Annotated in this window: 28 protein-coding genes; 12 read left to right on the top strand and 16 right to left on the bottom strand. The window is 68.7% G+C overall.

Translation table 11 applies throughout. The features are described 5' to 3' along the window. Nucleotides 1-169: 169 nt before the first annotated feature. Nucleotides 170-1,030 (bottom strand): SDR family NAD(P)-dependent oxidoreductase, encoded by an 861-nt coding sequence (locus G6N61_RS20075; protein WP_163920268.1) that lies wholly within the window; start codon nucleotides 1,028-1,030, stop codon nucleotides 170-172. Between the two features lie 106 nt (nucleotides 1,031-1,136). On the opposite strand from G6N61_RS20075, the gene G6N61_RS20070 reads away from it, so the two are divergent. After that, complete coding sequence (locus G6N61_RS20070) at nucleotides 1,137-1,667, top strand: TetR/AcrR family transcriptional regulator (protein WP_163920267.1); 531 nt, start codon at nucleotides 1,137-1,139, stop codon at nucleotides 1,665-1,667. Nucleotides 1,668-1,686: 19 nt separating this feature from the next. Beyond that, entirely contained in the window at nucleotides 1,687-3,432 is a 1,746-nt protein-coding gene (locus tag G6N61_RS20065) for an MOSC and FAD-binding oxidoreductase domain-containing protein (protein WP_163920266.1), read from the top strand. On the opposite strand, the gene G6N61_RS20060 is transcribed toward G6N61_RS20065, so the two are convergent. The 3 genes from G6N61_RS20060 to G6N61_RS20050 all read right to left on the bottom strand — a co-directional run bounded on the left by G6N61_RS20060 (nucleotide 3,429) and on the right by G6N61_RS20050 (nucleotide 6,441). Next, nucleotides 3,429-4,595, bottom strand: a complete 1,167-nt coding sequence (locus tag G6N61_RS20060) for an RNA polymerase sigma factor (protein WP_163920265.1) — start codon at nucleotides 4,593-4,595, stop codon at nucleotides 3,429-3,431. The genes G6N61_RS20065 and G6N61_RS20060 overlap by 4 nt on opposite strands. Next, entirely contained in the window at nucleotides 4,595-5,002 is a 408-nt protein-coding gene (locus G6N61_RS20055; RefSeq protein WP_163920262.1) for a YciI family protein, read from the bottom strand. Before G6N61_RS20055 ends, G6N61_RS20060 begins: the two co-directional genes overlap by 1 nt. A 92-nt stretch (nucleotides 5,003-5,094) precedes the next feature. Then, nucleotides 5,095-6,441, bottom strand: a complete 1,347-nt coding sequence (locus G6N61_RS20050) for a lipase family protein (RefSeq protein ID WP_163920260.1) — start codon at nucleotides 6,439-6,441, stop codon at nucleotides 5,095-5,097. Between the two features lie 172 nt (nucleotides 6,442-6,613). On the opposite strand from G6N61_RS20050, the gene G6N61_RS20045 reads away from it, so the two are divergent. From G6N61_RS20045 to G6N61_RS20035, 3 genes are read left to right on the top strand one after another with little or no spacing between them, the layout of a single operon-like run. Continuing rightward, the gene (locus G6N61_RS20045) at nucleotides 6,614-7,090 is read left to right on the top strand and encodes a hypothetical protein (protein ID WP_235887204.1); all 477 of its coding nucleotides are present in this window, start codon (nucleotides 6,614-6,616) and stop codon (nucleotides 7,088-7,090) included. Nucleotides 7,091-7,129: 39 nt separating this feature from the next. Next, a complete protein-coding gene (locus G6N61_RS20040) occupies nucleotides 7,130-8,524 on the top strand; it encodes an NAD-dependent epimerase/dehydratase family protein (RefSeq protein WP_163920258.1) in 1,395 nt (464 codons plus the stop codon). A 6-nt stretch (nucleotides 8,525-8,530) separates the two neighbouring features. Next, a complete protein-coding gene (locus G6N61_RS20035; RefSeq protein ID WP_163920256.1) occupies nucleotides 8,531-9,415 on the top strand; it encodes an SDR family NAD(P)-dependent oxidoreductase in 885 nt (294 codons plus the stop codon). Between the two features lie 10 nt (nucleotides 9,416-9,425). On the opposite strand, the gene G6N61_RS20030 is transcribed toward G6N61_RS20035, so the two are convergent. Next, entirely contained in the window at nucleotides 9,426-9,905 is a 480-nt protein-coding gene (locus tag G6N61_RS20030) for a lipoprotein LpqH (protein WP_163920254.1), read from the bottom strand. Between the two features lie 68 nt (nucleotides 9,906-9,973). On the opposite strand from G6N61_RS20030, the gene G6N61_RS20025 reads away from it, so the two are divergent. Continuing rightward, nucleotides 9,974-10,849, top strand: a complete 876-nt coding sequence (locus G6N61_RS20025) for a potassium channel family protein (RefSeq protein WP_235887203.1) — start codon at nucleotides 9,974-9,976, stop codon at nucleotides 10,847-10,849. Nucleotides 10,850-10,854: 5 nt separating this feature from the next. On the opposite strand, the gene G6N61_RS20020 is transcribed toward G6N61_RS20025, so the two are convergent. From G6N61_RS20020 to G6N61_RS20010, 3 genes are all read right to left on the bottom strand, one after another. Then, nucleotides 10,855-12,324 carry an amidase gene (locus tag G6N61_RS20020; RefSeq protein ID WP_163920252.1) on the bottom strand — a complete coding sequence of 490 codons (1,470 nt, stop codon included), beginning with the start codon at nucleotides 12,322-12,324 and terminating at the stop codon, nucleotides 10,855-10,857. Between the two features lie 46 nt (nucleotides 12,325-12,370). After that, on the bottom strand, nucleotides 12,371-13,213 hold the full coding sequence (locus tag G6N61_RS20015) for an alpha/beta hydrolase (protein WP_163920250.1): 843 nt from the start codon (nucleotides 13,211-13,213) through the stop codon (nucleotides 12,371-12,373). A 98-nt stretch (nucleotides 13,214-13,311) separates the two neighbouring features. Then, nucleotides 13,312-13,578 carry a helix-turn-helix domain-containing protein gene (locus G6N61_RS20010; RefSeq protein WP_163920248.1) on the bottom strand — a complete coding sequence of 89 codons (267 nt, stop codon included), beginning with the start codon at nucleotides 13,576-13,578 and terminating at the stop codon, nucleotides 13,312-13,314. An 81-nt stretch (nucleotides 13,579-13,659) separates the two neighbouring features. On the opposite strand from G6N61_RS20010, the gene map reads away from it, so the two are divergent. After that, nucleotides 13,660-14,454, top strand: coding sequence for a type I methionyl aminopeptidase (gene map, locus G6N61_RS20005; protein WP_163924958.1), 795 nt, complete (start codon nucleotides 13,660-13,662; stop codon nucleotides 14,452-14,454). Here map and G6N61_RS20000 read toward each other — a convergent pair. Continuing rightward, nucleotides 14,423-14,659, bottom strand: coding sequence for a hypothetical protein (locus G6N61_RS20000; protein ID WP_163920246.1), 237 nt, complete (start codon nucleotides 14,657-14,659; stop codon nucleotides 14,423-14,425). The genes map and G6N61_RS20000 overlap by 32 nt on opposite strands. Nucleotides 14,660-14,817: 158 nt before the next feature. Here G6N61_RS20000 and G6N61_RS19995 point away from each other — a divergent pair, with 158 nt between their 5' ends. Next, a complete protein-coding gene (locus G6N61_RS19995; RefSeq protein WP_235887202.1) occupies nucleotides 14,818-15,708 on the top strand; it encodes an ATP-grasp fold amidoligase family protein in 891 nt (296 codons plus the stop codon). A gap of 5 nt (nucleotides 15,709-15,713) precedes the next feature. Here G6N61_RS19995 and G6N61_RS31160 read toward each other — a convergent pair whose 3' ends face one another. The 3 genes from G6N61_RS31160 to G6N61_RS19985 form a co-directional block, all read right to left on the bottom strand. After that, the gene (locus G6N61_RS31160; RefSeq protein ID WP_264076719.1) at nucleotides 15,714-15,839 is read right to left on the bottom strand and encodes a hypothetical protein; all 126 of its coding nucleotides are present in this window, start codon (nucleotides 15,837-15,839) and stop codon (nucleotides 15,714-15,716) included. A gap of 117 nt (nucleotides 15,840-15,956) precedes the next feature. Continuing rightward, complete coding sequence (gene eat, locus G6N61_RS19990) at nucleotides 15,957-17,360, bottom strand: ethanolamine permease (protein WP_163920242.1); 1,404 nt, start codon at nucleotides 17,358-17,360, stop codon at nucleotides 15,957-15,959. 62 nt (nucleotides 17,361-17,422) lie between these two features. Then, nucleotides 17,423-18,361, bottom strand: coding sequence for a LysR family transcriptional regulator (locus tag G6N61_RS19985; RefSeq protein WP_163920240.1), 939 nt, complete (start codon nucleotides 18,359-18,361; stop codon nucleotides 17,423-17,425). Nucleotides 18,362-18,503: 142 nt separating this feature from the next. Here G6N61_RS19985 and G6N61_RS19980 point away from each other — a divergent pair, with 142 nt between their 5' ends. Together G6N61_RS19980 and G6N61_RS19975 are read left to right on the top strand one after the other, a co-directional pair. Further along, nucleotides 18,504-19,370 carry an alpha/beta fold hydrolase gene (locus G6N61_RS19980; RefSeq protein ID WP_163920238.1) on the top strand — a complete coding sequence of 289 codons (867 nt, stop codon included), beginning with the start codon at nucleotides 18,504-18,506 and terminating at the stop codon, nucleotides 19,368-19,370. Nucleotides 19,371-19,375: 5 nt separating this feature from the next. Next, nucleotides 19,376-20,011 carry a pyridoxamine 5'-phosphate oxidase family protein gene (locus tag G6N61_RS19975; protein ID WP_163920236.1) on the top strand — a complete coding sequence of 212 codons (636 nt, stop codon included), beginning with the start codon at nucleotides 19,376-19,378 and terminating at the stop codon, nucleotides 20,009-20,011. 4 nt (nucleotides 20,012-20,015) lie between these two features. Here the strand turns inward: G6N61_RS19975 and G6N61_RS19970 are convergent, their stop codons facing one another. Genes G6N61_RS19970 through G6N61_RS31255 form a run of 3 tightly spaced genes read right to left on the bottom strand, consistent with a single transcriptional unit; the run spans nucleotide 20,016 to nucleotide 23,633 of the window. Further along, nucleotides 20,016-21,089: a hypothetical protein gene (locus tag G6N61_RS19970; RefSeq protein ID WP_163920234.1), complete on the bottom strand. Its 1,074-nt coding sequence runs from the start codon at nucleotides 21,087-21,089 to the stop codon at nucleotides 20,016-20,018. A 38-nt stretch (nucleotides 21,090-21,127) separates the two neighbouring features. Then, a complete protein-coding gene (locus G6N61_RS19965) occupies nucleotides 21,128-22,576 on the bottom strand; it encodes an amino acid permease (protein ID WP_163920232.1) in 1,449 nt (482 codons plus the stop codon). 58 nt (nucleotides 22,577-22,634) lie between these two features. After that, on the bottom strand, nucleotides 22,635-23,633 hold the full coding sequence (locus G6N61_RS31255; protein WP_163920229.1) for an AraC family transcriptional regulator: 999 nt from the start codon (nucleotides 23,631-23,633) through the stop codon (nucleotides 22,635-22,637). 82 nt (nucleotides 23,634-23,715) lie between these two features. Between G6N61_RS31255 and G6N61_RS19955 the strand changes: the two genes are divergently transcribed. Together G6N61_RS19955 and G6N61_RS19950 are read left to right on the top strand one after the other, a co-directional pair. Beyond that, nucleotides 23,716-24,564, top strand: a complete 849-nt coding sequence (locus tag G6N61_RS19955) for an NmrA family NAD(P)-binding protein (RefSeq protein ID WP_163920227.1) — start codon at nucleotides 23,716-23,718, stop codon at nucleotides 24,562-24,564. Next, on the top strand, nucleotides 24,561-25,010 hold the full coding sequence (locus tag G6N61_RS19950) for a pyridoxamine 5'-phosphate oxidase family protein (protein ID WP_163920225.1): 450 nt from the start codon (nucleotides 24,561-24,563) through the stop codon (nucleotides 25,008-25,010). Before G6N61_RS19955 ends, G6N61_RS19950 begins: the two co-directional genes overlap by 4 nt. Here the strand turns inward: G6N61_RS19950 and G6N61_RS19945 are convergent. Further along, nucleotides 25,004-25,903, bottom strand: coding sequence for an SDR family oxidoreductase (locus G6N61_RS19945; protein ID WP_163920223.1), 900 nt, complete (start codon nucleotides 25,901-25,903; stop codon nucleotides 25,004-25,006). The two genes, G6N61_RS19950 and G6N61_RS19945, sit on opposite strands and share 7 nt — an antisense overlap. Between the last annotated feature and the right edge of the window lie 62 nt (nucleotides 25,904-25,965).

Genomic DNA, 25,965 nt, shown 5'->3' with positions numbered 1-25,965 from the left:
GCATCTCGTGCTCGCGTGACCGTCATCCGCGTTGTGACGCGTCTACTTTCGCGACAACCTATGTGTCATGGCTGCTTTCGCCCTGGATCGGTTGATCACCATAGTCGGCATGGCCGGTCGGTGTGCGCCGCTGCACGGCCTGGAGTCGCTCACCAGCTTCCCGCCCGGGTCAGGCCACGGGCGGGAGGTCGACGGGGAAGGGTTCGGCGAAGTCGGCGGACCTGGCGACCGCGGCCCACTCGTGGTCCTCCGCTAACAGGGACTCGTCCTGCCGGATCACGCCCTCGATGGCGATCACGCCGAGCGGGAGGTGGTACGGCACGTCAGCGCGCCGGGACAGACGGACCAGGATGTCCGCTGCACGGGCGGGGTCGCCCGCGGTGATGGCGTCGCTGGTGCGGATGGCGTTCATCGCACCGACGGTGTCGGCGTAATGCTCCGGGATGTCGTCGATCGTCATCGACGATCCCGCCCAGTCGGTCGCGAACCCGCTCGGTTCGACCACCATCACCTTGATCCCGAACGGCGACGTCTCCGCCTGCAGCACCCGGGAGAACCCGTCGATCGCGAACTTCGCGGCCTGGTACGACGCGATGCCCGCCGACCCGCCGACGCGGCCGCCCATGGACGAGAACTGGATGATGAGCCCGCCGCCCTGCTCGCGCAGGACGGGGATCGCGGCCTTGGACACGTTGTAGACACCCCAGAAGTTGGTCTCGAACTGCGCGCGGAAGTCGCCCGTGTCACCCGTCTCGATCGGAGCGACGTTGGCGTAGCCGGCGTTGTTGACCACCACGTCGACGCGGCCGAAGTGGTCGCGCGCCGTCGCGAGCGCCGTGCGTGCGGCCTCGGCGTCGGTCACGTCGAGTGGCAGCGGCAGGACCCGGTCGCCATGGGCGTCCACCAGGTCGCTGAGCTGATCGGGGCGCCGCGCGGTGGCCGCAACCGCGTCACCGGCGTCCAGGGCGGCCTTGACCAGTTGCCGGCCGAAGCCGCGCGTCGAACCCGTTACGAACCAAACCTTGTTCATGTCGTCCTCCGAAGTGATAGCTTGACTATCACTTGAACGCCTGCGGCTCGGAATCATTCCCCGCCCCGACGACGGCAGGGGGTGATCGGTGCGACGCGATGCGGCCATGAACCGCGCACGGCTGGTGGACGCGGCCGAGGCGGTGTTCGCCGAACGCGGGCCGTCCGCGACCCTGGACGACGTTGCGAAGGCGGCCCAGGTCGGACCGGCGACCCTGTATCGCCGCTTCGCGAGTAAGGACGCGCTGGTGCAAGAGGTCCTCGCCGGCTTCTTCCAACACCTGATCGACGTCGCCGCTGAGGCCGAGCAGTCCTCGGCGGCCACCGGACTGGACGTCTTCCTGCGCACGGTCGGCGTCGAACTCGCGGGCAAGGCCGGTCTGTGGGCACCGATCTGGGGCGAACTGGCGCCCTCGGCACTCGTGGAGGAACTACGCGGCCGATCGACACGGCTGCTCCGGCGCGCGCAGGCCGCGGGCGCGATCCGCGCGGACGTGACCCCCGATGACGTCACCATCGCCGTATGGGCGCTGCGCGGCGTCATCCAGTCCGAGCGCACCGACCCGGCGCATGAGGGCGAGCAGCTCTGGCGACGGCATCTCGACACGATCCTGCGGGGCTTCCGCACGCACCCCTGACGAGATCATCATGGTCACCATGGCGACGGTGACATCGGTGAACGTGGGCCTCCCCCGGGACGTCGACTGGAACGGCCGCACGGTCTTCTCGGGGCTCGGCAAGGAACCGGTGTCGGGCCCACGAATGGTGCGGCGGCTCAACGTCGATGGCGACGGCCAGGGCGATCTCGGCGGACACGGCGGGGAGAACCGAGCGGTTCTGGTGTACCAGGTGCAGTCCTACCGTCACTGGGCACAGGTGCTCGACCGGCCGGACCTGGTGCCCGGCCTGCTCGGCGAGAACCTCACCGTGGACGGCCTGTCGGACGACGACGTATGCATCGGCGACCGCTACCGCGTCGGCGGCGCGGTTCTGGAGGTCACCCAGCCCCGGGTCACGTGCTACCGGGCGGGCATTCGGATCGGCGAGCCACGGATGGCCGCCCTGCTGGTCTCGCACGGCAGGCCGGGCTTCTACTGTCGCGTGATCGAGGAGGGGCCGGTCGAGGCCGGCCTGGAGATCGTCAAGGTCGCCGACGGGCCGCACCAGGTGTCCGTGGCCGAGATCAACGCGCTGCTGTACCTACCGGGTCACCCGCGCACCGTGCTGGAACGCGCGCTCGACATCCCCGCGCTCAGCCCCGGGTGGCAGGCATCGCTGCGCAGCCTCGCGGATCAGGGCGACCAGGCGGGCAACAGCGGGCTGGCCACCGCGGGACCACCACCGTCGTGGATGGGGTTCCGGCCACTGCGCGTCGCCGAGGTGCGCGACGAGAGCCGGCACGTGCGGTCGGTCTACTTCGAGGCACCCGATGGAACGGCGTTGCCGAGCTGGCAACCCGGCCAGTCGATCACCCTCAGGGTGACGACGGATTCCGTTGCGGCGCCGATGATCCGGAACTACTCGCTGTCGAACCGTCCCGGCTCCGAACGCTTCCGGATCAGCGTCAAACGCGAGGACGACGGCGTCGTCAGCCGGTTCATTCACGCGCGCGTGTCGGTGGGCGACCTCCTCGACGTCGCCGCGCCGCGCGGCACCTTCGCCCTCGACGAGGGCAGCGGCCCGGTGGTCCTGCTCTCGGCAGGCGTCGGCGTCACCCCGGTTCTCTCCATGCTGCATTCCCTGGTGAAGTCCCGATCCGCCCGGGACGTCTGGTGGTTGTACGGCGCCCGCGACGGCAGCGAACACCCCTACGCCGACGAGGTGCGGGAGTTGCTCGGACAGTTGCCCCGAGCCCGTTCGCGCACCGTGTACAGCCATCCCGCGCCATCGGATCGGGCCGGGGTGGACTACACCGACACGGGCAGGCTGTCGATCGCCCTCGTCGAGGAGCTGGGCGTTCCCCACGACGCGACGGCATACCTGTGCGGCCCGGCCTCGTTCACGACCGAACTGGGCGCCGGCCTCGCCGCCTACGGTCTCGACCCGAGCCGCGTCCGCAGCGAGCTGTTCGGCGCCAAGGAAGCGCTGACTCCCGGTATCGCAGCGAGAGTCGTTGCGCCGCACCTGCCCTCGGGTGAGCCCGGCCCGGGCCCCGCCGTGCAGTTCGCCCGCAGCGGCATCTCCGCACCGATGGCTGCCATGCCGTCGACCCTGCTGGAGTTCGCCGAGGCGTGCGACGTCCCGGCACGGTGGTCGTGCCGAACGGGCGTCTGCCACAACTGCCAGACGGCCCTGCTGTCGGGCAGCGTGGACTACGACCCCGAACCGCTCGAGCGCCCCACCGACGGCAACATCCTGATCTGCTGCTCGCGGCCCGCAGGCGACGTGGTGCTCGACCTCTAACCCGAGGCGTCCAGCCGCTGCCGCAGCGTCGCCGCGCGCAGGATCAGGTGGTTGCGCTCGGCGAGGTCGTGCGCCTGCGCGGCGGCCTCGGCGTAGAGCCGGGCAGCCGTAGCGAGATCGCCTGCCCGTTCCCGAAGATGGGCGACGGCGGCCGTGTACCGCGGTAGACCGGGGTCGAGGTCGGCGAGCGCGCGCAGCCCGGCGTGCGGGCCGTCGGCCTCGCCGACTGCGACGGCACGATTGAGCCGCACGACCGGGCTGTCGGTGAGTGCGACCAATTCGTCGTACCACTCGACGATCTGCACCCAGTCCGTCTCGTCGGCCGACTGCGCATCGGCATGCAGCGCCGCGATGGCGGCCTGCGCCTGATACTCCCCCAACCGGTCGCGGGCCAGGGCCGCCTGCAGCACGTCCACGCCCTCGGCGATCAGGTCGCGCCGCCACAGCCCGCGGTCCTGTTCGTCCAGCCGCACGAGGCTGCCGTCGGCGCGGATCCTCGCAGGCCGCCGGGCGTGGTGCAGCAGGAAGAGCGCGAGGAGGCCGGCGACCTCCGGGTCGTCAGAGGCCCGAGACAGCTGCCGCGCCAAGCGGATCGCCTCGGCCGACAGATCGACGTCGCCGCCGTATCCCTCGTTGAACACCAGATACAGCACCTTCAGGACGATGCCGAGATCACCGGGGCGATCGAACCGGACGGCACCCACGGTGCGCTTGGCGCGGCTGATGCGCTGCGCCATCGTCGCTTCCGGAACGAGGTAGGCCTGCGCGATCTGCCGGGTGGTCAGGCCGCCGAGCGCGCGCAGGGTGAGCGCGACGGCCGACGCGGAGGTGAGGCTCGGGTGAGCGCAGAGGAAGTAGAGCCGCAGCGTGTCGTCAGCTGATTCCGTTGGGCCTGGCGGCGGCTCGTCGAACACCCGGGCCTCCCGGGCTCGCCGCGCCACGTCGGACCGGGTGTGATCGATGAAGCATCGCCAGGCCGTCGTGATCAGCCAGGCCTTGGAATCGTCGGGTCTGCGCCGGGGCCACGCGTCGAGCGCCCGGACCAGAGCCTCCTGCACCGCGTCCTCGGCGGCGGCGAAGTCCGCTCCGCGGTGGACGAGGGCCGCCAGGACACCGGGGATCAGCTCCCGCAGTTGGGCCTCGTCCACCGCGCCGGAGGCCATCAGTCGTCGACGGTAGGAGGTGCGGTGAGGAAGGGCCGCAGTTCGAGCCATTCGTGGATTGGCCGCCCGCCTGCCCCCGGCGCTGCGGACAGCTCGCCTGCGAGTTCCACGGCGCGGTCATGGGAGTCGACGTCGATGATCATCCAGCCTGCGATCAGGTCCTTGGTCTCGGCGAACGGGCCGTCGGTGACGGGCGGCTTGCCGTCGCCGTCGGAGCGGACCCACTCGCCTTCGGGTGACAGCGCCTGACCGTCGACGTACTCGCCGGTGCCTTGCAAGCGCTCGGCGAAGTCGTTCATGTACTGCACGTGCGCGCGGATCTCGTCGGGCGTCCACTGGTCCATCGGTACGTCGTTCACTGCGGCCGGCGCGCCTCGGTAGTGCTTGAGGAGCAGGTACTTCGCCATGGGTTTCTCCCTTTCTCGAGGGCGACCCCGATTGGTCGCACACAGCAGGGACGGTGCCGAGCCGGCGTTCTCGACATCAGGCCGCACACCGGTCAGCGGTCGGTCTCCGACAGCGGACGGCGCTCGACCCCTCGCCCCGTGATCACCTTGGCACTGACCAGGGCCAACCGGGCGAGGCCGTGGTAGGTGGACGGGTTGAACAGCGTCGGCCACGTGGATCGCCCACGGTTCTCGTCGACGGGGCGGCCGTCGAACCGGTCGCGCAGCCATCTCAGCGCCATCGGCGCCGACAGCGGGTGCAGGAGGATGTGCTCGCAGAACCGGTCGCGGTGATAGGTCACGTCGGTGCCGCCCGCGGCGTAGGTCTCGGCCAGCCGGTCGATGTCGTCGACCGAGATGATGCGGTCGTGCACGGCCTGCACGATCAGCACCGGCATGGTGGGCGCGGCGATGCCCAGCCTGATGTTCTCGAAGACGTGTTGGACTTCCGGCAGGCTCAGGATCTCCTCGAGGGGACGGTCGACCATGTTCGCCATGTCCTGCTTGCGCATCCGCATCACCGCCTGCGCGGTCGTCATCGTGGCGAGCTGGTCGAACAGCGCCTTGCCCTCGGGGGTGACGCGTTCCTCTATGACCCGCTTGAGGTCTGGATAGCTGTGCATCAGCGCGGCGACCACCATCGTGGGCAGCCCGGAGAAGAACTTGCCGTTGAGCCGGTGGTAGGTCTGGCCGAGATCGCCGACCGGTGATCCGAGGACCGCACCGACGACGTTGAGTTCGGGTGCGTATCCGTCGTACATCTCCGCCGCCCACGCGGTGGCCAGGCCGCCACCGGAGTAGCCCCAGATTCCAACCGGCGCTGTGTGGGAAAGGGCAAGGGGTTCGAAGTTCAGCGCCGCCCTCAGCCCGTCGAGCACGCAGTAACCGGGTTCGAATGGGGCGCCGAAGACCCCGTGCGGCCCACCGTGATCCGGCACGGAGACGGCCCATCCCTCGGCCAGTGCGGCGACGATCAGCAGGAGTTCGAACTGCGCCAGCGCGCCCGCCGCCTTGGCTCGGCGCCGCAGCGCGTAGGACGGGAAGCAGCGTCCCGTCACCGCGTCGATGGCGCACTGGTAGGACACGATCGGGCAGGGCATGTCCGGGGTTCGCTCGGTCGGCGTCAGCACGGTGGTCACCGTGGTCGACGCGCGGCCGTCGAGGTCCGTCGTGCGGTACAGCAGTTGGGTGGCGGTGAACCGCTGCGGGATCAATCCGAGGAACGCCAGTTGCACGTCGCGCGACCGGAGGACGGTGCCCGGTTCGCGTCGCTCGAAGCCCGGCGGCGGTTGGTAGAACGGATCGTCCTTGGGCAGTACCGGCCGACCGTCGACGCTGGGTCCGTCGTGCGGCGGCAACCACTCGTCACCGTTGCCGGCAGCCGTGCCGTCTGAGCCCATCGGCCTACGGTAACCGGCCGGAACGGTCCATTCCCACCCCGAGGCCGGCAACCCGGAATTATCGATCCGTTTCCAACGTTTGTCTCAAATGTCACATGGGTAACTTCAGTAACAGCACTGGCTCGCCGGTGCGTTGCCCGCCGCCGAAGAAAGACATGAATGGATCACGTGAATGAACACCGTCCTCTACGCCGCCACGAACGGCGCCATCTATGAGACCCGCGCCTACTCCAAGGCCGACATCGATCAACTCGTCCAAAGCCAGGGCCTGCAGGCGCTGACCAGCTTCGACCGGCAGTTCGACTTCTGGTTCAGCCCCTCGACGAGCCGCTGCCAGCGCCGGGTGAACCGCAGCGCCACCGAACTCCTCCTGGCCACCACGACGTTGACCGCCAAGACGGTCCCCCTGCTTCGCGGCAGCGTCGTGATCGCCACCCACGATGCCGACGGCGACCTCGACGGGCTCAGCTGGCAACAGCTCGATCTGCTCGCGATGAAGAACCGTTCGCTGCACGCCCGGGACCTTCGCATCCTCGAACGCCGCATCGTTCGCGACGAGCGCCGTCAGCGACGCATCGCCCACGCCGCTCGACCCGCTGCCACGGTGTCCGCGCCCCGCGTCGAGACCCGCACGCCGGTAGGTAGCTGACCGAGTTTCTCGTGCGCGGAAGCGGGTAAGCACCGCGCAATGAGAATCGTCGTCACCGGTGCTTCCGGAAACGTTGGCACCGGCGTACTACGCGCGCTCGCGCGCCACATGCCCGATGCGCAGGTGGTCGGAATCTGCCGCCGTCCTCCCGAGAAGGGCATCGACTACGAACGCGTGACCTGGCACGCCGTCGACCTCGCGTCGCCGTCTGCGACGGCAGACCTGGCCCCGGCCATGCAGGGCGCCGACGTCGTAGTCCACCTCGCGCTCGCAGTGCAGCCGGTTCGCGACGAGGACTACCTCTATCGCGCGAACGTCACGGGCTCTCAGGCCGTCCTGGACGCGATCGACGCTGCTGGCGTGAAGCAACTGGTGTACGCCTCCAGTCTCGGCATCTACGCCCCGGGTGCCGGCGCGCCCGTCACCGAGGACTGGCCGGACACCGGCCAGGAGACCTCGATCTACAGCAGGCATAAGGTCGCCGTGGAACGGATGCTCGACCAGTTCGCCGAGCAGCACCCGGACGTGACCATTGCGCGCTTCCGCCCCACCGTGGTGGTGCAGCGTCAGGCATCGTGGCTGATCAAGACGCTCTATCTCGGCCCGCTGGTGCCCAAGGCCGCGCTGGAGATGCTCCGTCGGCGCCAGCTCCCGATCCTTCCGCTGCCCGCCGGCCTCGGGCTGCAGTTCGTGCACGCCGACGACGTCGGCGACGCCGTGGTGCGAATGATCGAGCACCGTGCTCAGGGGTCCTACAACGTCGCTGCCGACGTTCTGGACGCCGACGCGCTGGCCGACCTCGTCGGTGCCCGTCCCATTGCCGTGAACCCGCGTGCCGCCAGGTCCGTCATCTCGGCGCTCAGCGCGGCCCGCATCATCGCGCTCACTCCCGGCTGGTACGACGTCGCCACCAACACCCCGCTGATGGACACGTCGAAGGCGCACCGCGAACTCGGTTGGACGCCTGCGCATTCGTCGACCGTCAGCGCGCGAGAATTGATCGAAGGCCTTGCGGACGACGCCATCGGCAGCAGTGCCGCCACGGGACTGGGCAGCAGCACGCCCGACATCGGGCGTGCCGTGGCGCGCGTGCACGACGCATCGCTGCTGACGTGGACCGGTCTGGCACTGGCGCGAGCACTGGGCAAGCGTCGCGCCGGGGTCCCCGACGCGGTCGTCGTGGCCACCAATCTGGCGTCCGGCACCCCGCTGGCCCTCGACCGCGTCCTCGAACGACGCACGGACAAGGTCGCACTCATCGCGCCGGTCGCCGTCCTGGCGGCACTGGCGGCGACCGTACGCGGCGGGTGGGCCCCGGTGGCCGCTACCGCGGCGCTGCACGTGCTCAACGGACTCGAGCGCAAGCGCCATGCGAAAGATCTTGATTCCCAGCCGGTTTCCGCGTCGCCGGGGCCGGGTAGTTCCGACGGGTGATGGATCATGGATAACCACTCGCAGGACACGGGCTCACAGGTGGTCCTGATCACCGGTGCGTCCAGTGGCATCGGCAAGGAGACCGCGCTCCGGTACGCCGAGCGCGGCGCCCGGCTGGTCTTGGCAGCACGCTCCGGTGACACGCTCGAAGAGGTGGCCGTCGAGTGCAAGCGGGCCGGCGCGTCCGACGTGATCGCACGGTCGACCGACATCGCGGAAGCCGATCAGGTATCCGATCTCTTCGACGCCGCCCTCGAGCAATTCGGTCGAGTGGACGTGGCAGTGCAGTCCGCGGCGATCACGGCCTTCGGTCGGTTCGTCGACGTGCCGGCCGAGGTATTCGACGGCATCGTGCGCACGAACCTCATCGGCGCCGCCAACGTTGCGCGCTGCGCGTTGGTTCACTTCGAGGAACGCGGATCGGGGCACCTGGTGCTCGTCGGCTCGCTACTCGGCGTCACCGCGGTGCCCTACCAAGCCGCTTATGTCGCAAGCAAGTTCGCGCTCTGCGGGCTGGTGCGGACGTTGCGCCAAGAGACCCACCACCTGCCGGGGGTGAGGGTGCACGGTGTCTACCCCGGGCCGGTAGACACTCCGGTGTACGCGACTGCGAGCAATTTCTACGGTCGTACGCCGAGGGTGCCACCCACCGCCGTGCCCCCGTCGACCATCGTCACGTCGATCGTCCGTGCCACCGAACGGAAGCGTTCCAGTGAACGTCAGGTCGGTTGGATGAACCGCCCCGCGATCGCGGCCTACCGGTTCATGCCTGCGATGTTCGACGCCGTCATCGGACCGTTCCTGCGCGTGGTGGCCTTCACGAACGAACCCGTCGACCCCACCGAGGGCAACGCGTTCGTCGGGTCGGGCGACGAGCCCTCGACCCAGTGACCCGCCGGGGTCAGCAGTCGAGCCGGATCTCGAAGGTGGCCGTACCGGTGTTCGAGATGTTGCCGTCGTAGAACCCGTCTGCGGTTCCGGTAATCACGAAGGAGCCGTCGACGACGGTTGCCTTCGTGGTGCCCGGGGCGGTGTCGGTGACGCCGCCGGTGAAACCGCCCAAGTCATCTATCCGCACCGATCGCGGCTCGACGCCGGCCCCGGTGCGCACTTGAGCGTTGAAGCCCGGTTGCGGCGGAATGGTTTCGATGAGCCACATCCACTCCGCCTGCTGACAGCGAACGATGGGCCGTTCGGCGATCTCGTTGCCGTTGATCGTGATGCGCGCGGTCGGTGTGCCGAGTGCCGAAGCACCGGACGCGCATCCCGTTGCGACCAGTCCGACGGCACACAGGGCGGCGACACCCGATCGTCGCCGTCGTCGGGTGTGCACGGTCGAATGCCGGTCGTAGCCGTACGGTGTTCTCAGATCGGTGTCCATGCCTGCGGATACCCCCCGCTCGGCACTTTGAGACCGCTCGCAGCAAACCGGCTCCGAGGAGGGTGGTCGTGACTGACTGGGTGGTGACGATCATCGGGGCGGTGCTCGTGCTGGTGGTGGTCCGCGACGTGTTCCACACGCTGTTCCATCCGGTCGGGCACGGCAGCATCGCACCCCAGGTCATGAAGTTCGTGTGGTGGCTGCTTCGGCTGTTCCCATCCGATCGCCGGATCACCTCGCTCACCGGACCGCTGGGAATCGGGCTGGTCGTGATTACCTGGGGCGCCATCGCGGTCGTCGGGTGGGCGATGCTCTACTACGCCTCGATGCCCGAGGGCTTCGCCTACAGCTCGGAACTCGACGGCCTGCCGCGCAGCACGGAGTTCGACTCGCTGTACATCTCGCTGGTGACGATAGGCACGCTCGGCTTCGGCGACGTCGTGCCCACGCTGGCGGTCCTGCGGCTGCTCGTGCCGCTCGAGTCGCTGTTCGGCTTCATGCTGCTGACGGCAGCCGTGTCATGGGTCCTGCAGATCTATCCCGCACTGCACCGCCGACGCGTTCTCGCGCTTCAGCTTTCGACGCTTCGCGGGGTCCGTCGAGCCGACCCCACGCTGGGCATCGACAGCATTCCCAGCGACGTCCTCACCGGCATCGCCAACGCCGTCGTCGAGGCGCGCAACGACTTCACCCAGTACGGCGCGACGTACTATTTCCGCGACGTCGAAGCGGACGCCTCCCTGGCTGCGTCGCTGGTGTACGCCACCGAACTCGCCACCGAGGCAGCCGATAGCAAGGACGACCAGATCCGCCTCGCGGGCGCGATGATCACCTCGGCCGTCGACAGTTTGGCCACGCTCCTGAGCGAGGAGTTCTTGCAGTTCGACGGTGATACGGCGGCGGTCATCAAGGCCTACGCCGAGGACCACCGGCACCACGACTGAGGTGCCTAGACCGGTGCCAGTCGGTCGGCCCACGGCATCGCCTGCTCCAGCTGCGCGGCCAGGCGGATGAGCGTCGACTCGCCTGCAAGTGGCGCGACGAACTGCACGCCGAGCGGCAGACCGTCCGCCGTCCAGTGCAACGGCAGCGAGATGGCCGGTCGCCCAGTCAGATTCGCCAGCTGCGTGTACGGGACCCAGTTGAGGTTCTTGTCCACCATGTCGTCGACGATCTTCGTGTGCCGCAGCAGGCTCGCGGTACGCGTCTTGATCAGCACGTCCGAAGCGCGTTGCAGCGCGGCGGGCAGGTCGAACTCGGCGATCCTCGGTGGGGGCGTCGCCAGGGTCGGCGTGAGCAGCAGGTCGTAGGAGTCGAAGTAGGTGGTGAGCCTGCGGGTGTGCTCGTGACGTCGCTCGACGGCGTCGACGTAGGCCACGCTGCTGGTCGCACGGCCCAGTGCCGCAAGGATCAGGGTGTCCCGTTCGAAGGACGCGTCGCTGGCACCAGTCAGGCGCTTGGCCTCGTCGAGTTCCCAAGCCGTGTACACGAACCAGGTCAGCAGGAAGTCCCGCGCCAGCGCGGCGTCGTCGAACGGGGCCTGCGGCAGTTCGTCGACGTGGTGGCCGAGGTCGGTCAGCGTTCGCACGGTGGCCTCGACGGCGGCGGACGCCTCGGGATGCGGGTTAGGGTTGATCGCCGACGGCACCCGCACGCCGATCCGCAACGGGCCGGGATCCTCGCCGACGGTGGACGCGAACGACGCCCCGGGCATCGCGGGTGAGAAGGGGCCGCCCGCTTCCCCGCCGGCGATGACGTCGAGCATCGCGGCGGTGTCGCGCACCGAGCGGGACACGACGCCCTGTACGGCCGCGCCGTGCATGGACTCACCCGTTCCCGGTCCCATCGGGGTCAGTCCGCGTCCGGGCTTGAGTCCGACCAGTCCGCAGCACGCCGCAGGAATGCGGATCGACCCGCCGCCGTCGTTTGCGCCGGCGCACGGGACGATGCCGGCTGCCACCGCCGCGGCCGAGCCGCCAGACGATCCGCCTGGAGTCCGCTGCAGGTTCCACGGGTTGCGCGCTGGTCCCCACGCGTCGGGCTCGGTGATGCCCTTGGCGCCGAACTCGGGGGTGTTGGTCTTGCCGAAGATGACCAGTCCCGCGTCGAGCCAGCGCGCCACGATCGTCGCGTGCTCGGCGGCCGGCGTGGTCTTGAATGCGCGTGACCCGCGCGACGTCGGCAGCCCCGCGTAGTCCTGTGCGAGGTCTTTGATCAGGAACGGCACGCCTGCGAACGGGCCCTCGCCCGGCTCGGTGGGCGGGGCCGGGACGTCGCGGACGATCGCGTTGATCCTCGGGTTGACCACTGCGGCGCGTTCCCGCGCCAGGGTCAACAGTTCTTCGGCTGACACCTGCTTGTCGGCGACCAGCTTGGCCAGGCCGGTGGCGTCGTGGGCGCGGTACTCGTCGAAGTTCACGGTTCGACCGTAGATGTCGCGGTCCCCGGGTGGGGCGCTCTGGGTCCTACCCAGACGGCTGGAGGGAATGGGCCGCGGATTCGATGACGGCGGTGACGGCCTCCGGCTGACTGATCAGGCTGAGGTGTGACCCGCCGGAGAACTCCGTGACGCGGGAGTGCGCCCGCTCGGCCATCGCGCGTTCGGAGGCAGGGGTGATGATGCGGTCCCCACTGCTGATGAAGTACCACGACGGGATGGCGCGCCACGCCGCCTTCGTGGCCGGAGTGTCGAACGCCGCGGCGGCCGCGGTGCGCTGAGTCGCCCACAGCCGCAGTGCCTCCTCGCGCGGCAGGTCGTTGGCGAAGTCGTCGACGAAGACATCCCGGTTCAGGTAGAGGCTGGTCGCGCCACCCGGACCGGGAACCTCGTCGAAGAGTTCGGTGCGGGGTCGTTGCTCGAGTACCGAATCCGCACCCGAGAGCGACCCGTTCGTCTCGCCCACGTCCGGCGCTGCGGCGTCCACGTACACCAGGGCCTCGACGTTCGGGATCCCCGCGGCGGCCTCGGTGATCACCGCGCCACCATAGGAATGCCCGACCAGGACGATCGGCCCTTCGATGGATCGGAGGAACGAGGTGACCGACGCGGCGTCGGACGTGAGGCCCTGCAGGGGATTCGAGATGGCGCGGACGTCGTATCCGTCGTCGCGCAGGGCAGCGACCTCGCCGTCCCAGCTCGAGGTGTCGGCCCAGGCCCCGTGCACCAGCACGACGGTGGGTCGCTGGTGCACCGGAAGCGGAGCGGCCTGCGACGTCGCGTCGTAGGCGAGCAGCGCCGCGGTGGCCACCAGAGCGGCGCCCGCCACGACCGCGATCACGGCCAGTACCGGTTTGAACGCTGCGTACACGAGGCGTCCTTCGTCGACGGAATGTCTACGAATGACCCTTCATCACGGCGGCGTCGATCACATTGCCGCTGGTGAGAACGCCGCCTACCGGCTAGCTGCTAGATGGCCAGCCGTCGGTCGTCGACGCCGCGCCACGCGTCGACGGCATCCTGCAGCGGCATGCCGAGCGCATTGCAGAGTCCGATGACCGTGCCGAAACTGGGGCTCGGCATCCTGCCGACCTCGATCTTGCGCAGCGTCTCGGGTGAGATTCCGGCGTCTCGAGCGATCACGTCCGGATCGCGACCGGCCCGGGCGGTCCTGATCAGAGCGCCGAGTCGCTGACCGGCCTTCACCTGCTCGGGACTCAGGGGGACGCGCACCATGTGGGCCAGCATAGCCGGTATTCAAATACCGTCTTCTGGTAGCGTCGCGGCGGTATAAGAATACCGAGCGTGGAGGTTCTCGTGATCGAACTCAAGACTGCTGCCGAGATCGACAAGATGGCGGTGACTGGCGAATTCGTCGCCGAAACGCTGGCCACCCTGTCGGCCGAGGCGCAGCCGGGGGTGAACCTCATGCAGCTCGAACACCATGCCCGCAAGCTCGTCGAGGACCGCGGCGCGGAATCCTGCTACTGGGACTACGCGCCGTCGTTCGGCCGCGGCCCGTTCCGGAACGTCATCTGCCTGTCGGTCAACGACGCCGTCCTGCACGGCATGCCGCGTGATCACGTGCTGCGCGATGGCGACGTGTTGAGCCTGGACTTCGCGGTCTCGATCGACGGCTGGGTGGCCGATTCCGCAGTCACGGTCATCGTGGGCGATCAGCCGGACCCCGCGGACGTGGCGCTGGTCGACTCGACACGGAGGGCCCTCGACGCAGGCATCGCCGCGGCAGTCCCCGGCGGACGACTCGGTGACATCTCGGCTGCCATCGAGGGAGTTGCCGTCGAAGCGGGCTACCGCGTCAATGCCGAGTTCGGCGGCCACGGCCTGGGGCGCACCATGCACGAGGATCCGCACGTCGCCAACCGCGGGAAGCGCGGCCGGGGGTTGGTCCTGCGAGCCGGGATGACGCTCGCGCTCGAACCGTGGTGGGCACGCGGCAGCGACCGTCTGGTGATGGATTCCGACGGTTGGACTCTGCGTTCGGCAGACGGGTCGAAGACCGCCCACTCCGAACACACCATCGCGATCACCGAATCCGGCCCGCGCATTTTGACGCCGCTCAGCAGCGGGTCAGTGCCCTCGGGACGATGACGACTTCGTTGCGCGGAGGGATCACGCGGTCACGCGGGGCGCACTGATCCGTCGACGTGTCCACCGCGTTCGGGTGCAGCAGGCGGTCGACGTACGACGAACTCACTCGCGCCGTACCCACCAGCAGGTCAGTGGCCGGGCGCATCCTGTCCAGCACCCCGTCGGCAATCCCGCCGATGTGGGCGCCAACGTCGATGATCGTCATGTCGCCTCCTCGTCTCGGCTGGGTGGGCATGTGCTCAGCCAACGCATCCACTGCTAACTATTGCAAGCAAAACGCTTGCTGGTGGCTGCAATATGCCCGATCCGCTGCCTTTTAGGCCGGATGTGATGGAACCCACGCCCAGCCGTAGCCTGACTCGGGTGACGTCCGTCCGGTGGCGGGAGCGCAGCCAACTCGTGCGAGCGCTCCGGCTATGGCGGACCCGGAAGCCCACGACCTTCGGCGACAAGGTGCGCTACAAGATGCTGCGTGACCGCCGCGCGCTCGTCGTGACGTTCGCGGACAAGGCGGCAGTGCGCGAGCACGTCGCAGCAGCCGTCGGCGACCACTACCTGCCGCGCGCCTATGCCGTCGTGGCCGACCCCGAGGCGCTGCGGGGAATCGACCTGCCGGAGTCGTACGTGGTGAAGCCGATCCACGGCAGCGGAGCAGCGATCGTGGTCTCCCCCGCCGCCGACCGCGGCGCGCGCCTACCGAGCGAGCCCAACAGCTGGGTGTACTGCCACGTCCATCCCGAGCACGCGCCGCGGGAGGACGTCATCGCGATCGCAGCAGGTTGGGTTCGGCAGCTCTACGGACAGGGGCCGAACCGCGAGTGGGTCTACGGGCGGGTGCCGCGGCAAGTCATCGTCGAGGAACTTCTCGCAGGCGCCGACGGTGCCATCCCGGACGACTACAAATTCTTCGTCTACCACGGGAAGTGCCACTTCGTTCAGGTCGACAGCGGCCGGTTCGCGCGGCGTACGCAGGACTTCTTCACCGCCGACTGGGAGCACCTTCCACTCACCGGCGGGTTGCCCTGGGCACGTCCGGAACCGCGTCGACCGGCGCGCCTGCACGAGATGGTCGACGTCGCAGAGCGGCTCGGCGTCGATACGGACTTCGTTCGGGTGGACCTGTACGACGTCGACGGCCGGATCGTCTTCGGGGAGCTGACGAGTTTTCCGGCCGGCGGGGACAGCCCGTTCGACCCGGAGTCCTTCAATGCGGACTTCGGCCGCCCGTGGACGGTCCCGCGCCGCTACCGGTGAGCTGCCTAGCCCTCGTCGGACCCGTCGGCTGCATCGTCGCCGAGTGCCTGTGCACCGGGCGTGGCGGGGGTGGCAACCACCTCGTCCTCGTCGACGTTGGTGTCGGCGGGCGTGGGTTCTTGGGACGTCATCGCTGATCTCCTCGTGGGTTCGGGGTCAGGCTGTCCAATACCCCCGCAGCACGCGCGGTAATCCCATTCTCATCACCGAGATCGCGCTTCTGCGCTCAGGCGCGCCGTCCCGGAGGCTCAGCCGAGGTCCTTCTCCGCGGCCGCCAGCGCCGCGAATTCCTCGTCCGGCGAGTTCGCCACGACGTGGTGGCGGCTGTAGAAGCCGAAGTAGGCCATGAAGAGGGCGAACACGACCAGACACCAGGTTGCCGCCGTGCTGTCGACGAGGAAGGTCGCCACCACCGCCAGAGCTGCGATCACGAGTGCGAACGACGTGGTGACGATGCCGCCCGGAGTGCGGTACGGCCGGGGCATGTCCGGTTCGCGCACCCGCAGCGTGATGTGGCTGATCATCATGAGGACGTAGGACAGCGCGGCACCGAAGACGGCCATGTTGAGCAGCATCGCGCCCTGGCCGGTGAGGGAGAGAACGAAGCCGACGATGCCGGGCACGATCAGCGCCAGCACCGGCGCCTTCCGCGAGTTCACCACCGACAGCCGCTTGGGTAGGTACCCAGCGCGAGACAGTGCGAACAGCTGGCGCGAATAGGCGTAGATGATCGAGAAGAAGCTCGCGACCAGCCCGGCCAGTCCGATGTAGTTGACCACCTTGGCCATCGACGAGTCGCCCAGTGCCTCGACGAGCGGATTACCGGACGCGCTCATGGCCTCGGCGCCACCGGAGCCCGCGGTGAGGATCAGGACGGTGGTGCCCGTGATCAGCAGCACCCCCATCGCGGCGATGATGCCCCGCGGTACGTTGCGCGCCGGGTCCTTCGCTTCCTCGGCGGCCAGGGGTACGCCCTCGATGGCGAGGAAGAACCAGATCGCGAACGGCACGGCCGCCCAGATCCCGAGGTATCCGAACGGCAGGAACGCCGAGGCGCCTGCCGCATCGGTCGGGGCGATGTCGGTCAGGTTGGCGGCATCGAAGCTGCCGACCGCCGAGATGGCGAAGACGATGAGGCCCGCCAGCGCGACGGCCGTGATGACGAACATGACCTTCAACGCCTCGCCGACACCGGTGAGGTGGATGCCGATGAAGATGAGGTACACCGCCAGGTACACCCACCACCCGTCGGTGATGCCGAACAGTCCGAGCGACTCCACGTAGGCGCCGATGAACGTCGCGATCGCGGCGGGGGCGATTGCGTACTCGATCAAAATGGCCGTCCCAGTGGCGAATCCGCCCCACGGTCCGAGCGCACGGCGCGCGAACGTGTAGCCACCACCTGCGGCCGGAAGCGCCGAGGACATCTCGGCCATGCCCAGCACCATGGCGAAGTACATCCCGGCAATGAGGACGCCGGCGATCAGCAGTCCGCCGAAGCCTCCCTCGGCGAGACCGAAGTTCCACCCCGAGTAGTCACCGGAGATCACGTAGCCGACGCCCAGACCCGCCAGCAGCAGCCATCCCGCACTGCCCTGTTTCAGGGTCCGTTTGGCCAGGTAGTCGCTCGATTCACTACTCGTCGACGTCATTCGTCGATGCTAGAACCGATCGATCGTCCCGCAGGCGTTTACGACGACTCGCCCCAAACGGTTCAGGTGGTCTCGTGCCTGAGGTGGTCCGGCTGGCTCACCCATCCCGGCGGCACGTCGACGGACAGGGCGAGGTTGACGAAGCGGCCGACGGCGGCGGTGGTCGCCCGGATCGGGCACCACTGCAGGGTGTACGGCACCACCTGACGGGGCGCGAGCGGGACGAGCGCAGTGGCGGTGTGGTTCTCCGACATGGCCTCGGTGGTGAGGATCCACTCGACCTCGTGCTGAGTCTGCCAGTGGTACGCCGCCAGATCGGTATCGGCGAGTTCGACTGTCGGCGGCGACACGCCCACTGCGTCGAGGACCTGCCGGATGGCCAGATGCCACGCCGGGAACAGGTCAGCGCTGTGCAACCCGAGCGTGTCGCCCGCGAGGTCGTGCAGATCGATGGCCTCACTGCCCGAGAGACGATGGTCGGGCCGAAGACCCACCAGAAGCGGCTCGGCGCAGAACACTTCGCTGAGGATCCCTGGCGGATCGGGTACCAGCCCGCAGGTGATCGCGACGTCGACCTCGCCGTCGACGTCGGAGACCGCACGCTCCAGGTCGGGCAACCACATCCGCCGGATGACCAATTGGACGTCGGGCGCCTCGCGGCTGAACGCCGACGCCAGGTGCGGTGCGAGCGCTGGAGAAACGGGCGGCGTGACCCCGAGCCGGACCGTTCCGGCGTCACCCTCGGATATCCGCTGCACCGCCGCCACGGCTCCCTCGACCTCGTCGACGATCCGCTTGGAGCGGACCAGCAACTCGACACCCGCCTCGGTCAGGGCCACCCGACGCGTCGTACGGGTGAGCAGCGGGGTGCCGACCTCACGCTCGAGGCGTCGCACCAGCTCGCTGAGCGTCGGCTGACCGATGTGCAGCTTTGCGGCAGCCCGCCCGAAGTGAAGTTCGTTGGCAACGGCCACGAACGCCTCGAGCTGGCGGAATTCCACTTGCCGATCCTAGATCGACGTGGCCGCCCGCGCCGGATTGATCGCCGTCCGCGATCACAGCCATACGACATTGCCGCTTGTCCCGGCCCCGGCGGCACCGCAGGCTGAACCGCGACAATCGAATGTCGACGACAGGGAACCCATGACCGGATTCGGCACCCGCCATCGCACCGCGACCATCGACGGGCTGGAGGTGTTCTACCGCGAGGCAGGTGATCCCTCGAAGCCGACTTTGCTTCTCCTACATGGCTTTCCATCCAGCTCACACATGTTCCGCAACCTGATGTCGGCACTCGCCGACGACTACCACCTCGTCGCCCCGGATCACATCGGGTTCGGCCGGTCGGCGATGCCGTCGGTCAACCAGTTCAGCTACGGCTTCGACCGTCTGACCGAGATCACCGAGCAACTGATCGACCATCTGGGCCTCGAGCGGTTCGCGATCTACATCCACGACTACGGCGCGCCCATCGGCCTGCGGATCGCCAGCCGGCGGCCGGAACGCATCACCGCGATCATCAGCCAGAGCGGAAACGCCTACACCGAGGGGTTCACGCCGTTCTGGGATCGCTTGTTCGCTCATGCCGCCGACCGGGCCGCCAACGAGGATTCGGTACGCGAGTACTTCACCCCGGAGACCACGAAGTGGCAGTACACCCACGGCGTTCCCGCCGACCGGCTCGACCTCATCGCGCCCGAGACCTGGCTGCTCGACCAGGCCGGGCTCGACCGCAAGGGGAACGACGCCATCCAACTGCAGTTGTTCTGGGACTACCAGTTCAACCTCGACGGCTACCCAGCCTTTCAGGAGTACTTCCGCACCCACCAGCCACCACTGTTGGTCACCTGGGGCAAGAACGACGAGATCTTCGGCGCCGCAGGCGCTGAGGCCTTCCGGCGCGACCTCCCCAACGGTGAGTTCCATCTACTCGACGCGGGTCACTTCGCTCTCGAGACTCACGGTGCCGAGATCTCCGGCTACATCCGCGACTTCCTGGGCAGGCTCTGACCGAGGTGAGCAAGCACTACGCATCGACGGCCTTCACCGACGGGGTGCGCGCCGTGCAGGAATACCACGGGAGCCGAGCGTTCTACGAGCGCAAGCGCGCAATCGGGCGCGCGACGCCGGGCACCGATCCGCTCACCGAGGCCGAGAAGGACTACCTCGGTGAGCGGGTCGACTTCTACGTGGCCAGCGTCGGCGAGACGGGCTGGCCGTACGTGCAGTACCGGGGCGGTCCGGCCGGTTTCGTGCGGGTCCTCGACGACCACACCATCGGGTGGGCCGACTTCCGCGGGAACCTGCAGTACATCACCACCGGCAACGTCTCCGGCGACGACCGCATCGCCATCATCGCGGTCGACTACGTCCACCAGCGCCGGCTCAAGATCTTCGGCCGCGTCCAAGTGGTCACCGTCGAGGACGATCCCGATCTCGTTGCGTCGCTTGTCGACTCCGACTACGAGGCAGTTCCCGAGCGCGCCGTCATCGTGCACGTAGAGGCATACGACTGGAACTGCCCGCAGCACATCACCCGCCGGTTCAGCGCAGCCGAACTGGAGCCGGTCCTGGCCCCGATGCGGGAGCAGTTGGCCGCCCTCCAGGCCGAAAACGCTCGCCTGCGGGAGGAACTGCGCAGTCCGACCTGAACGCTCAGCCGAACCGGACCTGGATGCGGTGATCCTCGTCGGTGACGTAGAAGGTCCGTCCATCCTCCACGGCGAGGCCTTCCACGTTGCGGAGATCGGGGAAGTCCTGCACCAGTTCGGCTCGTACGCCGCCGACGGCCGGCCCGTCGGCGGGCAGGCTGAACCGCCAGTGCGAGCAGTTCGGTTCGGCCCCTTCGGGATGGTCGACGAGTAGTACAGAGCCCTTGTCGGTGGCGTCGATCGAGCCGATGACCGCGTCGTAGACGTCGCCGCCGGAGTGGGAGAGGGCGCGGAAGCCCACCAGCACGCCGGGTGGTGACACGCCGGCGATCTCCCACACGTGCTCGACGGTGGGCATGACGCCGTCCGCCTCGAACATGCCAGGAACGCCGGACAGCTCGATCAGGATCGGCTCACCCTCGGCGGTGGTCGGAAAGCGCAGCGCGAGAAGCAGGTTGCCGTTGGGGCGGAAGGCGGCGCCCTCGATGTTGACCGGTACGTCTCGCTCGGTCAGGCGTTCGACCCACCCCTTGCTGCGCTGCACGCCACGTTCGATGGTCTGCGCGATGAAACGGGTCCGCACCGTGTCCCCCGGTGTGATCGCGACGACGTGTGAGGCGTCGAGCGCATCGTTGATCAGCCGGTGCAGGCGGAACTTGTTGCGGCGCACGTCGATCGGCATCTCGGTCTCGGGTACCGCACGGTCGATCGACTGCTCGTCGAAGCGGGCGACGAAGGCGCGCTTGGCCTGCAGCGGCCCCGCCTTGGACCCGTAGTGCGAGCCGATGACGTAGACCCAGCCCTCGTGCCGCGCGACGGCCTCGGCGTCCTCCGTTCGCCCGCGCTCGTCGCCGGCCTGGAGGTGCAGCGGGTGGATCTCCCAGCCTGCGTCCGGCGCCGCCCCGCGCGCGTGTCCCAGCACTGCAATGCAGTCCTCGACCGGCCCCTCGTCGAGAACCGTCCAGAAGCCGAAATCCCAACCATGGGCGTCGAGAAGCGCCTCGTTGTCCACGTGGACCAGGTCGGAGGCCTCGTTGCCCTCGTGTGCGAGATCCACCGTCGCAAGGCTGGGCGTCATCGCCGAATGGTAGCTGCCACGGCGGGGGGCCCCTCTTCCTAGACCCCGTCGCGCGTGACCCGCGTGCTACCGGGATGGAGGAGCGAATGGCGGTAGCCGTACAGCGCGTAGACCACGAGGCCGATCACGAGCCAGATGCCGAACCGGTACCACGTGGTCGAGGTGAGGTAGGTGGTGAGCCAGATCGAGGAACCGACCCCGATGAGCGGGATGATCGGCATGCCGGGGGTCTTGAAGCCGCGCTCGATGTCGGGCGACCGGTAGCGCAGCACCATGACCGCGCTGCACACGACGGCGAAGGCGAGCAGGATCCCGATGTTGGTCAGCTCGGCGGCCTCGGCGATCGGCGTGAAGCCGGCGATGATGGCCGATCCGATGCCGACGATCCAGGTGACCCGCACCGGGACCCGGTGCTTGTCGTCGACGGCGGCGAACCACTTGGGCAGCAACCCGTCACGGGCCATCGAGAACCAGATCCGGGTCACGGCGAACATGAAGGTGAACATGACGGTGGCGATGCCGAGGATGGCGCCGACAGAGATCAGGGTCGCGATTCCGGGCAGGCCGACGTCTTGGAACGCCTGGGCGAACGCAGACTCCGGGTCGACCTCGGTGTACTTGATCATGCCGGTCAGCACCAGGCATGCCAGCACGTAGAGCACCATCGAAATCGCCAGTGAGAACAGGATGGCCTTGGGCAGGACCCGACGGGCCTCTGCGGATTCCTCTGCGGCCGAACTCATCGCGTCGTAGCCGAAGACGGCGAAGAAGACGATGGACGCACCGGCGAAGACGCCCGACCAACCGAACGGCAGGAACGGCGTGAAGTTGTCGGTGTTCACGTAGAAGACGCCGAGACCGATGATGAGGATGACGAGTCCCACCTTGAGCCACACCAGGACGCTCTCGATCCGGGCCGCGTTGCGCACGCCGCGGGTGAGTACGAAGGCGATGAGCAGACACAGCACGACGGCGAACAGGTCGACGACCCGACCGGGCTGCTCGGGGTCGCTCCCGGGTGCGCCGAGCATCCACTCCGGCAGGCCGAGGCCGACCTGCTCGACGAGGAACCCGAAATAGCCGGAGATTCCGATGCCGACGACGGCGACGATGGCGGTGTACTCGAGCAGGAGGTCCCAGCCGATGAACCAGCCGACGCCCTCGCCGAGTACGGCGTAACCGTAGGTGTAGGCCGATCCCGCCTTCGGGATCATCCCGGCGAACTCCGCGTAGCACAGGGCCGCACACGCGCTCGCGATTCCTGCCACCACGAACGACAAGAGCACTCCGGGCCCAGCCGCTTCCTTGGCTACTGCCCCGGCGAGGGAGAAGATGCCTGCGCCAATGATTCCGCCGATGCCGAGCGCGGTGAGCTGCCACAGACCCAGGACGCGCTGGAGCCCGACTTCCTCGGGGTCCTCCCGCTGGATCTCGTCCACGGGCTTGCGACGAAAGATGCCCGTCGCAGAGGAATTCAGGATGCTCATGTTCGCGTGACCTCCCGCTGCGCGCCGCGCCATGTCGGCCGAAATGACCCGGCTGACTCTAGTCCCGAGTGACTGCCCGTCGATCGTTTCGGCGAGATCGCGTGAACCCCTCGGGGGGCCGGGATCCGGCGGTGGCGGCGCGGCGGAAGTCGCTCGGATTGACCCCCCGGATGCGCTTGAACGCCGCGCTGAATCCGAAGGGGTCGGAGTAGCCGACGGCGGCGGCGACCTCGGCCACGGTTGCTGCGCGCCGCTCGATCAGCAGGTCCGCCGCGAGCGTCATGCGCCACCGGGTGAGGTAGGTCAGCGGTGGTTCGCCGACCAGTTCGGCGAAGCGCTTGGCAAGCGTCGACCGCGACACCCCGATGCGGTCGGCCAGGGACGACACGGTCCATGGCGCCGCGGGGTCGGCGTGCAACAGCCGCAGCGCGTCGCCTGCCACCGGGTCCCGCTGCGCGGACCACCATGCGGGCGGCTCACCGCCGGGCCGGTCGAACCATTCGCGCAAGGTGCACACCAGCATCCAGTCGAGTAGCCGGTCGAGCACCAGTTGCTGGCCCGGCGCGTCGACGGCCACCTCGGCCGCGAGGTGGTCGAGCACGGCGTCGCCCGTTCCCCCGGCCTCGACGCGCAGTATGACGGGCAGGGCATCGAGCAATCGGCGGCTGATCTCACCACGCACCGGATACGCGCCGACGATCAACGTCGTCGACCCGGGGGCGTCATCACCCGGGTCGTTCCAGCCGAGTCGATGCCGCGTACCGCCCTGCTCGGGTGTCGCGCAGAACTCGCCGCATGCCAGCGGCTGGGCCCGGGTGTCCAGATCGTCGACGAAGGTGAACGTTCCGGGGCCGCGCACCACCACCGTCTCGTAGGCGCGCAACCGCTCGGGGGCAGCGTGCTCGGGCACGATCCACCCCTCGCCTCCGACGACCGTGCACAACGTCAGTGGCGCGCCGTCGACGAAGTGCAGGGCCCACGGCGCAGACAGCGTGGAGCTCCCGAACAGCGAGCCTTGAGCCCGTACCCCTCGGAAGAGATCGGCGAAGACGTCCACATCGAGCACTCTAGACGATTGGACAGGTATTCCGGCCTTTCACCCATGGGATCGTCCGAGTCATCGGCGTTAGATGAAGGACATGGGTACCGATACGAACACGAACACCGTCCTCGTCCTCGGCGCGACCGGCAAGACGGGCAGACGGGTGGCAGCGCGGCTGCGTCTGCATGGCACGCCCGTCAGAGCCGCCTCCCGGTCGGGCGACACCCCGTTCGACTGGTCTGATCCGGGCACCTGGGACGCGGCCCTGCGGGGTGCCGCGGCCGCCTACGTCGTCCCTCCCGGTACGCCCGGCCCGGTGCACGACTTCGTGGCCCGCGCAGAAGCGGCGGGGTTGCAGCGGCTGGTCCTGCTGTCTGGGCGTGGCGCCGACACCTGGGGCGACTCGTCGTTCGGCCTGGACATGCGAGACGCCGAGGACGCCGTGCGCGCGTCGTCACTGGAGTGGACGATCGTGCGGCCCAACAACTTCGACCAGAACTTCAGCGAGGAACTGTTCCACGCGCCGGTCGTGGCAGGCGAGCTGGCCCTTCCCGCAGGAGACGTCCCCGAGCCATTCATCGACGTCGAGGACGTGGCCGACGTGGTCGCCGCCGTCCTGACCAGCCCAGGCGGGCACGGGGGACGCACCCACGAGCTGTCCGGTCCGCGATCCATCACGTTCGCTGAGGCGGTCGACGTCATCGCCCGGGCAACCGGACGACCCATCACCTACAAGCAGGTCTCCCCCACCGAGTACACCGCGGCACTGGTCGACGACGGCATGGGCGCGGACGACGCCCACCACCTCGCCGACATGTACGTCCTGATGGAGCGCGGCGTGATCTCGGGAACCACGGATGGCGTCGAGGCCGCGCTAGGCCGCGCCCCACGGACCTTCGAGGACTACGTGCTGCGGACCGCCGCGACTGGAGCGTGGGACCGGTGAGTGCTTCGCTCGCCCAAGATCAATCCCCCGTCGCTTCGCTCGCCCCGGCTGACCTCGAGTTCCTCCGCCGCCCCCTACACGGATTCCTCACCATGGCCGCGGGGCCGACGCCCCCGCAACCACGACCGGTGTGGTTCGAGGCCACTGATGACGGCACGATCCAATTGTTTACCGGCCCCGACACTCTCAAGGTACGACGAGCGCGTCGGGACCCCCGCGCGTCGCTCGTCGTCGCCGCACCCGTGGGTGAGCGAGAGCGCTGGGTGTCGGTCGCCGGACGAGTCACCGTGGAGGCCGACGGTGGGCACGACCTGGCCACCCGTCTGGCAGCACGCTACTGGGACCTCGACGACCCGGTCCGGGCCGAGGACCTCGCCGCGATCCTCGCCGAGGAGCAGGTTCGCCTGGTCATCCACCCGGACACGGTGAGTCGCTACGCCTACTGATCCGTCCCGTACGCGCCGCCGTCGATGTCGTCGATCAGAGTGGGACCGGTCGGCGTCCATCCCAGAAGACGTTGCGTCGCAGTGCTACTCGCCGCCATGTCGCTACTGAAGAAGCCGCCGATCCAGCCGAAGTGCTCCTCCACGCGGTCAGTTGGGACGGCCGCGACGGGCAGGTCGAACGCCCGGCCGATGGCCTCGGCGATCACCCGGGTGGGGACCCCCTCCTCGGCGACGGCGTGCAGGCGGGCACCGGCCGGTGCCTTCTCTAGGCCGAGCACGACCATGCGGGCGGCGTCGACGACGTGGACGGCGGGCCACCGGTTGGCTCCCTCGCCGGGGTAGCCGGACACGCCTCGCCGGCGGGCGATTTCACACAGGGCAGCCACGAAGCCGTGGTCGCCGGTCCCGTGCGTGGTCGGCGAGAAGCGCAGGGCGACGGGCCGGACGCCCCGTTCGACGAAGCCGAGCGCCAGGTTCTCGGTGCCGCCGCGAGGTGCGTCGGGGCCGTGGAACGGGGAGGCGTCGTCCTCGGTCGCGAGGTGGCCGCCCTTCAGGCCGGCGAGACCGGACGCGAGGAGCAGTGACCGGTCCGTACCGGCGAGCGCGTCGCCGATGGCCGTGACTGCGTCACGTTCGGCGGCGTTCGACGCCGCCATGTTCGCCCAGTCGTGCTTGTTGGCAAGGTGAATAGTGGCGTCGGCAGCGGCGGCGCCTGCCCGGATGCCGTCGAGGTCGTCGAGGTCCCCACGCCGGACGCGGGCCCCCTTGGCCTCGAGGGCCGCGGCGGAGTCATCGGAGCGGGCCAACCCGGTGACGGTGTGACCCGAAGCCAGCAGGTCGTCGACCACTGCGCGACCGATCCAACCGGATGCCCCGGTCACGAAGACGTGCATGACGTGTCCCTTCCATATTGATGTCAGTTACTGACGTGACCGTACACCTCGAAGTCAGTCAC

Source organism: Mycolicibacterium arabiense, from assembly GCF_010731815.2.
GTDB lineage: Bacteria > Actinomycetota > Actinomycetes > Mycobacteriales > Mycobacteriaceae > Mycobacterium > Mycobacterium arabiense.
Note: the sequence above shows the minus strand (reverse complement) of the source record. Positions and strands in the feature narration are given on the sequence as shown.

Bases quoted from the DNA above. Each gene is read 5' to 3' on its own strand.
- G6N61_RS19965 (WP_163920232.1), bottom strand. From the start codon at position 22,576: ATGAGCATCCTGAATTCCTCTGCGACGGGCATCTTTCGTCGCAAGCCC.
- G6N61_RS20070 (WP_163920267.1), top strand. From the start codon at position 1,137: ATGAACCGCGCACGGCTGGTGGACGCGGCCGAGGCGGTGTTCGCCGAA.
- eat (WP_163920242.1), bottom strand. From the start codon at position 17,360: ATGACGTCGACGAGTAGTGAATCGAGCGACTACCTGGCCAAACGGACC.
- G6N61_RS20035 (WP_163920256.1), top strand. From the start codon at position 8,531: ATGGATAACCACTCGCAGGACACGGGCTCACAGGTGGTCCTGATCACC.
- G6N61_RS19955 (WP_163920227.1), top strand. From the start codon at position 23,716: ATGGGTACCGATACGAACACGAACACCGTCCTCGTCCTCGGCGCGACC.
- G6N61_RS31160 (WP_264076719.1), bottom strand. From the start codon at position 15,839: ATGACGTCCCAAGAACCCACGCCCGCCGACACCAACGTCGACGAGGAC.
- G6N61_RS20060 (WP_163920265.1), bottom strand. From the start codon at position 4,595: ATGGCCTCCGGCGCGGTGGACGAGGCCCAACTGCGGGAGCTGATCCCC.
- G6N61_RS20000 (WP_163920246.1), bottom strand. From the start codon at position 14,659: ATGACGATCATCGACGTTGGCGCCCACATCGGCGGGATTGCCGACGGG.
- G6N61_RS20010 (WP_163920248.1), bottom strand. From the start codon at position 13,578: ATGGTGCGCGTCCCCCTGAGTCCCGAGCAGGTGAAGGCCGGTCAGCGA.
- G6N61_RS20050 (WP_163920260.1), bottom strand. From the start codon at position 6,441: ATGGGCTCAGACGGCACGGCTGCCGGCAACGGTGACGAGTGGTTGCCG.
- G6N61_RS20030 (WP_163920254.1), bottom strand. From the start codon at position 9,905: ATGGACACCGATCTGAGAACACCGTACGGCTACGACCGGCATTCGACC.
- G6N61_RS20055 (WP_163920262.1), bottom strand. From the start codon at position 5,002: ATGGCGAAGTACCTGCTCCTCAAGCACTACCGAGGCGCGCCGGCCGCA.
- G6N61_RS20065 (WP_163920266.1), top strand. From the start codon at position 1,687: ATGGCGACGGTGACATCGGTGAACGTGGGCCTCCCCCGGGACGTCGAC.
- G6N61_RS20045 (WP_235887204.1), top strand. From the start codon at position 6,614: ATGAACACCGTCCTCTACGCCGCCACGAACGGCGCCATCTATGAGACC.
- G6N61_RS20040 (WP_163920258.1), top strand. From the start codon at position 7,130: ATGAGAATCGTCGTCACCGGTGCTTCCGGAAACGTTGGCACCGGCGTA.
- G6N61_RS19970 (WP_163920234.1), bottom strand. From the start codon at position 21,089: ATGACGCCCAGCCTTGCGACGGTGGATCTCGCACACGAGGGCAACGAG.
- G6N61_RS19980 (WP_163920238.1), top strand. From the start codon at position 18,504: ATGACCGGATTCGGCACCCGCCATCGCACCGCGACCATCGACGGGCTG.
- G6N61_RS20075 (WP_163920268.1), bottom strand. From the start codon at position 1,030: ATGAACAAGGTTTGGTTCGTAACGGGTTCGACGCGCGGCTTCGGCCGG.
- G6N61_RS19945 (WP_163920223.1), bottom strand. From the start codon at position 25,903: ATGCACGTCTTCGTGACCGGGGCATCCGGTTGGATCGGTCGCGCAGTG.